This window comes from Congregibacter sp., from assembly GCF_965660375.1.
Taxonomy (GTDB): domain Bacteria; phylum Pseudomonadota; class Gammaproteobacteria; order Pseudomonadales; family Halieaceae; genus Congregibacter.
On sequence record NZ_CBFHZO010000121.1, the window covers coordinates 67,510 to 77,622 of the forward strand.

Here is a 10,113-nt window from a genome sequence, read left to right on the forward strand (position 1 = left end):
GACCACAGAGTCAGCTGTAAGTTATACCGGAGAAACACCAATGAGCGACAGAAAAAATGGCACAGTTAAATGGTTTAACAACGCCAAAGGTTTTGGATTTATTACAGGTGAGAGCTTCGATGGCGATGTGTTCGTGCATTTCCGGTCCATTCAGGGCGATGGTTTTCGAACCCTGAATGAAGGAGAAGAAGTCGAGTTCACATTGACTGAAGGCCCCAAGGGACTTCAGGCCGAGGATGTCGCCAAAATATAGTTAAATGCCCCTCAGGGGGCGTCCACCGTCACGTTAAGGAGTCTCATGTCTATTCCAGGCAAAGTGCTGGTCGCCTTGTTATCAGCGCTCGTAGTTTCATTTTTCGCAAGTACCTTCTTTGAAGGTCACACCCTGGGCACCCTCTTCCCCGCATCGGCAGTCGCGGCTGTACTGGCGGTCATTCTCAGCCATCGTGCCCTGCCCATGCCCGCCGGTCTGAACAATCACACGCCCGCTGCTGCAAAAGCGGAAAAGCCAACGCAAAAAAAGGAAGCCAAGAAACCCAAGGGTGACAAAAAGACCGACAAGAGAGGAGAAAAGAAGCCCGAAAAGAAAACCAGAAAGCCGTCTGAAAAGCCCGCAGCATCACCAGCGGGAGACGCGGAAAACGGCACCGTAAAGTGGTTTAACGGCACCAAAGGTTTTGGCTTCATCATCCGCGAAAATGGCGAAGAAATTTTCGTCCATCACCGGTCTATCATCGGTGAAGGCCGTCGCAGTCTGCGCGATGGAGCGCCGGTGAGATACCGCGTTGTCACCACCGATAAAGGGCCCCAGGCCGAAGAAGTCGAGGCGCTGGATTAGCCATGGCGGCCACACAGCAGCATCGTTTCCGGGGCGTTATCCTGCCCACCTCCAGTCACCCCGAGATCCGGAGGACCAAGCGGGAGCAGGATGCGCCCTCCATCCATGGCAATAAGCTGTGGAAATCGAGCTGTCTGGTTATCGATTACCTGCACAAAAATCCCGAGCCCACCCCGGAGAGGGTATTGGATGTAGGCTGTGGCTGGGGCATCGGCGGCATCTGGTGTGCCAAACGCTACGGTGCGTCCGTAACCTCCGTGGACGCGGACCCCAACGTATTTCCATTCCTGGATGTCACCGCCGAGCTCAATGGCGTGAGCACGAAGTCACGCGTTGCACGTTTCGAAAAGCTCAACGGTAAGTTGCTTAAAGGCTTTGATACCCTGATCGCCGCGGACATCTGCTTTTGGGATGAACTGGTGGATCCCGTGAGCAATATGGTCAATCGCGCCATCAAGGCCGGCGTCAAACGCATCATCATTGCCGACCCCGAACGCCCCACCTTTCATGAGATGGCGGCCCGCTGCGTTGACCGTCATGGCGGCGAGGTGTTGGAGTGGAAAACGAAAGGTAGCCTGGCAGCTCGCGGCGCGCTTCTGGTGATCAACAACTACTGAGATCGCATCGTGACACGGCCGAGCTGTAACTGCCCTTAGTACAACCAATAGCTTGCAGATACACCTTCCGCAGGGACGATGCGGCCGTCCTGAATAGTGGGTCGATAACGGGTGGCAGCAATCTGACGCAGGAGGCGCCCCACGGAACGCTGCCACCTCGGAGCCACGGTCGCAGTATCCGGGGTGGCACGTCCGCTTTCGCTCACACTCAAACGCACGGGAATGGGCCCCTCAGCCTCTTCCAGCCCAGACTGCCAGAACACACCGTTATCCGGCAATGGCACGGGCTTGGAGAACCACTGCTTAGCGAGGCTCTCCAACCCATGACTCGCAAGTTCCTGCCACAGACTCTCGTAAAGGTCACCCGCCTCCCGGTAGGCGCCATGCCACTGCGTCCAGTCCGCCAGTGCCAACTTTGCCACCGCGCGGGCCCGACGCTCGTGGACAGGCGTTACTGCCAGCAGATTCTCCAGAAGCCTGCGACCCTCGCCGCGAAGTGTTCGCTGAAGGTTTTCAAGACGCTCCTGTTGAAGATTAAAGTCCCGAGGGTCTTCACTGCGGGAAAAGCCAATGACGCGCTCCCGATACAGGGGCTGCGGCTGAACAATGTCTTCGATGAGATAGAGAGTCTTGAGCTGACTATAGCTTGCATCCGCCAAGCGGCGGAAATCGCGCGGCGTGCTCTGTGCTTTAACAGCCGACCCACCGTCTACCTTTAAATGGCCCTCTTCAAGTTCATCGTCAGTACTGATTTGCTCCAGAAGATCCTCATGGAGACGATGCAAACTGAGCAAGCGATCCATGGGATCGCGGTCCAACCCTCTTCGCAGAGCTTCCCGTTGCCAACGGAGATACTCCATGGTGGCATCCCAGCGGATCTCATTCCAGGGAGGCTGACCTGATCCATAGAGACGAAAAAAATAGTCATAGCGCTGATCGAGGGCTTCATAATCACCCGCCTTTCGAAGGCTTTGCAGCATCGCCTGCAGCACCGGCCGCTGCGCTTCACTGTACAGTCCGTCATTCACGCGGATCAGGTGCAGGGCCCGTGCCCGATTTTGCTGCGCAAGGCTGAGATTCCCCGCCGCTTCGTGAGCCCTGCCCAAATCATCAAGGGTCTCTGCCAGACTCATGGCATAGGGCCCCTCTTCATACTCCTGCTCGGCCAGCTGCTCGCTCAGTGCGCGGATCAGCTCGGCGGCCGCCGCTGTGGACAGCATCTGGGAAGACATCCTCGACGACGGAGGTGCTTCCTCCTGCCAACGGGCGCCGTCTTCAACAAAATCTTTTCCGTAGGGTGCGGCCGCACCAAAAGCGCCGGTTGTAACCAGGGAAGACAGCAGGACAAGGAGAGACGACAATGGTTTCATAGAGTCGATATAATGACGGATCTTTATGTTCGATACACCTGCCGAAACCCCATGAGTAAAAAACAACGCCGGGATATCCCGCGCTTTGCGCATCCCATTATTGAGACCCACTGTCACCTGGACTACCTCGAGCCTGACGACCTCGCCGAGGAGCTCACCAGTGCCCGGGATGTCGGCGTAGAGCGCATCATTACCATTGCCGTGAGTCCGGACAACCTGGACACCGTGCGGACCATCGCCGGGCGCGAGAACCGCATTTACTGCACTCAGGGCATACACCCCCATGAGGCCGAGAAGTATTCGCCGGATGTTGCCAGACGTATTCGCGAGGGCGCGGCAGATCCGCGCGTTGTGGCCATCGGCGAGATAGGCCTCGACTACTACTATGACCACGCGGACCGCAGCATTCAGCGTCAAGTGTTTGCAGACCAGCTAACCATCGCTGCGGAATGCGATCTGCCCGTGGTCATCCACAGTCGCGATGCTGATGAGGACATGCGCAAGCTACTTGCGGAACATCTCGAGAATCTCCCCCGACGGGGCGTCATCCACAGCTTCAGCTCCGGACTGGAACTGGCGGAATTCGCACTGGAGGCCGGATTCATGCTTGGTTTTAATGGCATGGTGACCTTCAATCGTGCCGACAATGTGCGGGACGCCGTGGCTATCACGCCCGTGGAGCAGTTGTTACTTGAAACCGACGCCCCCTACCTGACCCCGGTACCCTATCGGGGCCGGAGCAACGGCCCCCGCTATCTGCCCTTCGTGGCTGAGAAAGTTGCCGAGATTAAAGACACCCCCATCGACGTGCTGCTGAAGCAGTGCTACACCAACAGTGAACGCTTATTTTTTAACTCAGAGACTGCTGAGGGTACCAAACAGGAGGAATGCGCCTGATGAGTTATGCCATTGGGCAACGCTGGCTCAGCCACGCCGATAGCGAACTGGGCCTGGGAATTGTTGTAGAGCTGGACGGCCGCCGGGTGAGTCTGCATTTTCCCGCTGTGGAAGAGGAACGCACCTATGCCACCGATAACGCGCCGCTGACGCGGGTAAAACTCCGCGAAGGCGATGCCCTGCACACCCGGGATGGCCGAAAACTACAGGTGCTGGCGGTGCATGAGGAACAGGAGCTGCTCATTTACGAAGTCTCCGGCGAAGGGCAGCGGGAGCTTCTCGCCGAGCTGGATATGGATGACCACATCGATCTGGCAACCCCGCGGCAACGGCTTCTGGCCAGCCAGTACGATGGCCATGCAGCCTTTGCCTTGCGCATGGCGACCGCCGAGCATCTCCATCGGCTGCAACAGAGCGGATTGCGCGGCCTTCTGGGAACACGCACCGCGCTTCTCCCCCATCAGCTGTACGTGGCCAACGAGGTCGGCAAGCGCCACGCACCACGGGTGCTCCTCGCAGACGAGGTTGGCCTTGGTAAGACCATCGAAGCGGGCATGATTCTTCACCGCCAGCTTCTCAGCGGCGACAGCCGTCGGGTACTGGTCATGGTTCCCGAGTCCCTGCAGTTTCAATGGCTGGTGGAAATGCGCCGGCGCTTTAACCTCCAGTTTGCCCTCTTCGACGACGACCGCCTGATGGAATGCGACGAAGGCAGCAATCCTTTCGATGAAGAGCAGCTGGTGCTGTGCTCCACGGATCTCTTCCTGGACCCCAACGCTCGAGCCCTTGCCCTCGACGCGGAGTGGGACATGCTCATCGTCGACGAGGTGCACCGCCTAGCCTGGCATAGTGACAGTATCAGTGAAGAATTTCGCTTTTTACAAAGCATGGCAGCGCAGGTGCCCGGTCTGTTACTGCTCACAGCCACTCCGGAACAGGTCGGTCTGAAGGCGCACTTTGCGCGACTGGCGCTTCTGGACCCCGAGCGTTTTCACGACTTTGCCGCCTTTGAAGAAGAGGAGTCCCAGTACAAGCACTGGAGCCCCCTCATCGATGCCCTTGACCGTGGAGAAAAACCCGAGGGGCTCCCCGCGGATATCGACCCCGGGGCTGCGCCGGAACGCCAGGTGGCCGCACTGCTGGATCGCTACGGCACCGGCCGGGTACTTTTCCGCAACGCCCGGGCCAGCGTTGGCGGGTTTCCCACACGGGAAATGCTCCCGCATCCGCTCCCTGCCGTAGCTAACCCTGTTTATCAAAACCTCTACCCCGATCTCCATGTAGACACGGAACAGTGGCTCCAGGAAGACCCGCGGGTAGCCTGGCTCGTAAGTCAGCTCAAATCGCTGCGACCGGAGAAAGTTCTGGTTATCTGCGCCAAAGCGGATACGGCCCTGGCTTTGGAAAGCTATCTGCAGCTCCGTGCCGGCATCCGCTCAGCGGCGTTTCACGAGCAGTTAAGCCTGGTGGAGCGCGACCGGGCAGCCGCGTACTTCGCCGAACAGGACCAGGGAGCGCAGGCGCTCATATGCTCGGAGATAGGTGGCGAAGGACGGAATTTCCAGTTTGCCCAGCATCTCATTCTTTTCGATCTGCCGGAGCACCCCGATCAGCTGGAACAGCGCATCGGTCGCCTTGATCGTATTGGCCAGAGAGACCGCATCTTTATTCACGTACCCTTCATCGAGGGCAGCGCTCAGGAAACGCTGATGCGCTGGTACCACGAGGGTATCGATCTGTTCCGCTCCAGCTGTTCCGCGGGCGATATGATTCTCGGCGAATTCAGGGATGCTCTGGACGCGCAACTCCAGCAGCCGGATGCGAGCTTTGAGGCACTGCTAAAAAACACCGCCGATTTCACCGAACGCGCGCGGAAAGAGCTCAGCGAGGGACGGGACAAGCTGCTGGAGCGAAGCTCCTGTAACCCGGAGCAGGGTCAGGCTATCGGGGCGGCCATCAGTGACATAGAAGATCCGGACACCCTGGGTGGCTTCCTTCGGGAGCTTTGCGATGTCACCGGCGTGGAGCATGAAGACCTTGGGGAGAGCAGCAGTGTGCTCAGGCGTGGTGAGCAGGAATTACTGGAGATTTTTCCCGAGGTACCCGAAGACGGTTGCACGGTAACCGTATCCCGGGATGAGGCTCTTGCCCGGGAAGACTTTATATTCCTCGGCTGGGAACACCCCTGGATGGAAGATGCCATGACTACGGTCCTTGGCAGTGCGCTGGGACAGGCCAGCGTTGGGGCCATGAAGCTCAAGGGGGTACCCGGGGGTTCCCGGCTTTACGAACTACTGTTCACCGTATCCCTGAGCGCTCCACGGGCACTGGGCCTGCAACGCTATCTACCCCTGGCACCGCAACGCATACTCCTTGACGCTACAGGCAGGGACCTGAGCGAATTACTGACCCACGAACGTCTCAATGAGCGGGTAGAAAAAGTACCGCGGGGAACGGTGAGTAAGATTGTGCGTCAACTCCGCGAAGAGATCGAAACCCGCATTGATGATGCCGAGCATCGTTTTGCCGGGGAACTAGAGACTCGCCAACAGGAAGCAGCGCAGCGCTACGGCGAACAGATGGACGAGGAAATCGCCCGTCTCAGCGCTCTGAGGGACGTGAACCCCGCCATTCGCGGTGAAGAGATCGAGAATTTGAGACTCCGCAAGGAAGCCGGTCTCGTCGCCCTGGGAACAGCGCGGGCTACGCTACAGGGCGTCCGCCTGGTGATCACCCGCTAGGAAGAGACGTCCTGACCGCCATCGAGCACCAGTACATGACCCGTCACAAACGCTGCGGCACGAGAGCAAAGATAGATTGCCGAACCCGCGGCATCCTCCGGCGTACCAATGCGTCGCCGGGGAATGGCTGATGCCATCTCTGCCTCATGGTCCAGGAGGTGTGCTGTCATCTTGCTGGGAAAAAACCCGGGAGCGATGGCGTTCACATTGACGTTGTCCGTCGCCAGATCCACCGCCAGCTGCCGCGTCAAGTGGTGCACCGCCGCCTTACTCGCCGTGTAAGAGTAATTTTGCAGCGGCGCGTAGGATAGACCGTTGATAGATCCGATGTTGATCACCCGCGCAGGGTCATCATCGGTGGCGGCAGCGCGAAGTGGTGTGAGCAGCGCCTGGGTGAGGAAAAACAGGGATTTCACGTTGAGATCCATGACTTTATCCCAGCCGCTTTCGGGGAACTCATCTAGAGGCGCTCCCCAGGAAGCACCCGCGTTGTTAATCAGAATATCGATCTTGGCTTCCCGGGACTTAAGCTCCTCAGCGAAATTCTGAACCCCCTCGGGATCCGCGAGGTTGCCTGGGATTGCGATGCACTCCCCCAGCTTTGACAGCTCGTCTGCGGTGGCCTGCAACTCCTCCGCGCGGCGGGCTGTAATATAGGTTTTTACGCCATTCTCCACGAAACCCCGCGCAATCATCGCGCCGATGCCCCGGGACCCGCCCGTCACAACCGCGACCTTGCCCTCAAGATTAAAAAGCGATTTCATTACTGCGAATCTCCTGTGTTGGTGGCATTTTTTTCATCGGGTCGATACCAGATGGGTGAGCTGTATGCCCGCTCCTGTATCGTATCCGGCTGCCCCGCTGCTGACTCCATACCCAGAGCAAGGGCATCCAGAAAGGAATGGCGCGCGGTGGGAATCTGCAAAACCCGGGCGTAGTAAAAAGCGGACTGTGCGGGGTCAAACTCCGGATCACTCCAGAACACTGACAGTCGCGCTGCGCCCACGCGGTTATCAACCTTGCCGGTACTCCGATCAACGGTGTCCTCTACAGGAGTCACAGTGCCATCGGGTTGCCGTCGAGTCTCCCTGGACAGCGCCACATCAAACACCTGCTCCCGGGATTCGCCCTCGGCGGTAAGCCAGCCTTTCACGATCTGTATCCGATCGAGAAAGGCCCCAAGAGGGTCGTGGAGCGCCTCGACAAAGAAGACCGGGGGCGCCTGCCCATCGCCGCGGAGAATCGAGCCCATGGGCGCCGCCTCCGCAAGCACCGAATTCAGTTCTGCTGCCGAAGGATCTTCCTCAGGGCTAAGCCCAAAACCCGCATAAAACCTTAGAGAAATCCGCGGGCCACTGGTGGCGTAAACTTCCCGACGACGCATGGCATCGATGATTGCCTCCCGGGTATTCTCCGTGGCCCATACGGCAGCGAGACCTGAGGCCGACATAGACCAGCCATTTACTCCCCCTGCGCTGCCAAAGCTGGCAATCTTGTTTTCCGGTATGGAGTCGGTCGCCATCTTGCCGTGAAAGTTGTCTTCCGCCGCGCTGGACAGGCCGGTATGCGCATCTGTGGAGCCAATGAAACCGAGTTGGTAGGGATTACGGCCAAGGGACTGCTCCAGCTCCAGTCCACGGCGCAGCGCGGAACGCAGATAATCGCCCTCGAGGGGGCGGTACTCCTCCCGATCCCGTTGTATGTAGAACGGGTAGGTTTCAAAGTCCGCAAATTCGTCGTCCGGGGACAACAGCGGATGGGTTTCGGAATCCCCTTTGATCTGCGTGATCTCCGCAATAGGCTCCCAGCGCAAACGACGGCGGGCATAGTCTTCAGTCATCTCCTCGCCCCGGAGGGTCATCTCATCGAACATAACGCCCTTGGAGATATTGGAGTTGTGGGGTATCGCGACAAAATTGACGCCGGTTTCCGTTTCTACCCGGTCAAGGAATGACCACAGGTCCTCGGGGTAGGGGCTGTCATCCATACCGAAGGGCTCAAAGGCCCGGGCGCTTTGCGCGTCGGAATCGCTGATGACAACGCGATGAAGATTGGCGCCACCGGGAATGGTGCTCCACTCCCAGGCGATGAGCGTTGTAAAAATTCCGGGCTGGTTATAAGCGTCGGCGGTCTCGGTGATGCTTCGCCAGGTGCTGGTTTCCACGCCATCCATGCTCGGCACCCTGTTCGACACAGCGCTACTGGGAATACCGTTGGTGGATGCCAGCTTCCGCGCAGCGGCGACGGGGTTCTCACTTGCGGGAAGTGCCGGCGCAAAAAGGTCCTTCCCCCGGCGCTGGTCGACCTTGTGACGAATGACGGAGGTCGCAATCTGCGCCCTCAGGGTATCCCAGAAGCCCATGCCTTCGCGGTCCGGCCCCTCCAGGTACAGATGTCGCATGATGCCCAGATATTCCGCATGATCCGACACGGCGAGAAAATCCAGAGGACGCTTAAGCTGTACCCGACCCTGATGATAGGGGTGGGGTACGGGCTGCCCCATGGCAAAACGATACGCCGTGGCCGGATCAGCCCGGAGATTGTCGTTGAGAAAGGCATCAAAGGAATAAGAACTGTGCAGGTGGGTGTCACCCCACAGCACATTTTTATCGCTGGGGTTGTCGCCACGAACGCTGATACTGCTAAGGGCCAGGGCGAGAGCCAAAGCCGCGGGCAGGGAAAACACAAATGCGGTCGGGACCGCGCCGGGAATTCTCATAAACCGAGCTACCGTTTTTTTATTTCACAGAGGCCCCATGATACAGCGCGTGGATCAGCTGTTCACGGGTATCTGCAGGATCTATCACCGCGTCAATCTCCAGATGGGCAGCGGCTTCCAGCGCCTTACCTTTTTCGTAGAGCTCCCCCAGAAGTTTGTCGAAGAGTCGCTGACGTTGCTCCGGATCCTCCACTGCCTCCAGTTCCTTGCGGTATCCCAAGCGCACCGCCCCCTCCAGCCCCATGCCTCCGAACTCCCCCGTTGGCCAGGCCGCGGCAAAATGCGGTACCGCAAAACTGCCCCCAACCAACGCCATGGCCCCGAGTCCATAAGCTTTACGCAGAAAAACCGCCAAAATAGGAACCTTCAGGGATGCGGCGCTCTCGAAAAGCGCCGACATGCGATGCACCGCGGCTTGGGACTCACTGTCGGGTCCCACCATAAACCCCGGCGTATCCACAAGGGAGATCACCGGGAGACCGGTGCGGTTACACAGATTCAAAAATCGCGACGCCTTATCCGAGGCGTCGCTGTCCACGGCGCCACCGAGCTGCTGACAGTCGCTAGCCAGCACGCCCACGGCTCGCCCTCCGAGCCTCGCCAGACCCGTCACAACGCTTCGGCCAAACACGCGGCGTAACTCGGTGAAACTCCCCGCGTCAAAGAGGCGCTCGATGATATCCCGCACCGGATAGCTCCAGCGCCGATCTTCGGGCAGTGCCTCTCGAAGCGGTTGCTGGTCCTGTGCGCCACCGGCGGGAACGTCCCCCTGAAAATACCAGAGCACGCGCCGCGCCATGGCCGTGGCATCCGCCTCGTCATCCACGAGAATATCGATAACGCCGTTGCGCCACTGCGTTTCGGAAGGACCAATCTCATCGGGGCGAAAACTGCCCAGGCCACCCCCCTCTATCATGGCGGGACCGGCCAT

At 58.9% G+C, this 10,113-nt stretch carries 9 protein-coding genes; 5 read left to right on the forward strand and 4 right to left on the reverse strand.

Annotated elements, in window-relative coordinates; translation table 11 throughout:
* Window positions 1-40: 40 nt before the first annotated feature.
* The 3 genes from ACTG3T_RS12870 to ACTG3T_RS12880 are packed head-to-tail and all read left to right on the forward strand — an operon-like array spanning window position 41 to window position 1,455.
* Window positions 41-253 carry a cold-shock protein gene (locus tag ACTG3T_RS12870; protein ID WP_439102682.1) on the forward strand — a complete coding sequence of 71 codons (213 nt, stop codon included), beginning with the start codon at window positions 41-43 and terminating at the stop codon, window positions 251-253.
* Window positions 254-298: 45 nt separating this feature from the next.
* Window positions 299-838, forward strand: coding sequence for a cold shock domain-containing protein (locus ACTG3T_RS12875; protein WP_439102683.1), 540 nt, complete (start codon window positions 299-301; stop codon window positions 836-838).
* Window positions 839-840: 2 nt separating this feature from the next.
* Complete coding sequence (locus ACTG3T_RS12880; RefSeq protein ID WP_439102684.1) at window positions 841-1,455, forward strand: class I SAM-dependent methyltransferase; 615 nt, start codon at window positions 841-843, stop codon at window positions 1,453-1,455.
* A gap of 35 nt (window positions 1,456-1,490) precedes the next feature.
* On the opposite strand, the gene ACTG3T_RS12885 is transcribed toward ACTG3T_RS12880, so the two are convergent.
* A complete protein-coding gene (locus ACTG3T_RS12885; protein ID WP_439102685.1) occupies window positions 1,491-2,825 on the reverse strand; it encodes a hypothetical protein in 1,335 nt (444 codons plus the stop codon).
* Window positions 2,826-2,876: 51 nt separating this feature from the next.
* Here ACTG3T_RS12885 and ACTG3T_RS12890 point away from each other — a divergent pair, with 51 nt between their 5' ends.
* Window positions 2,877-3,722, forward strand: coding sequence for a TatD family hydrolase (locus tag ACTG3T_RS12890; RefSeq protein ID WP_439102686.1), 846 nt, complete (start codon window positions 2,877-2,879; stop codon window positions 3,720-3,722).
* On the forward strand, window positions 3,722-6,463 hold the full coding sequence (gene rapA, locus ACTG3T_RS12895; RefSeq protein WP_439102687.1) for an RNA polymerase-associated protein RapA: 2,742 nt from the start codon (window positions 3,722-3,724) through the stop codon (window positions 6,461-6,463). The genes ACTG3T_RS12890 and rapA overlap by 1 nt, the downstream gene beginning before the upstream one ends.
* Here the strand turns inward: rapA and ACTG3T_RS12900 are convergent.
* From ACTG3T_RS12900 to ACTG3T_RS12910, 3 genes are all read right to left on the reverse strand, one after another.
* Window positions 6,460-7,227 (reverse strand): SDR family oxidoreductase, encoded by a 768-nt coding sequence (locus tag ACTG3T_RS12900; RefSeq protein WP_439102688.1) that lies wholly within the window; start codon window positions 7,225-7,227, stop codon window positions 6,460-6,462. The two genes, rapA and ACTG3T_RS12900, sit on opposite strands and share 4 nt — an antisense overlap.
* A complete protein-coding gene (locus tag ACTG3T_RS12905) occupies window positions 7,227-9,182 on the reverse strand; it encodes a DUF3604 domain-containing protein (protein WP_439102689.1) in 1,956 nt (651 codons plus the stop codon). Before ACTG3T_RS12905 ends, ACTG3T_RS12900 begins: the two co-directional genes overlap by 1 nt.
* A gap of 19 nt (window positions 9,183-9,201) precedes the next feature.
* The coding region (locus ACTG3T_RS12910) for a carboxyl transferase domain-containing protein (protein WP_439102690.1) at window positions 9,202-10,113 on the reverse strand (912 nt) is incomplete at its 5' end.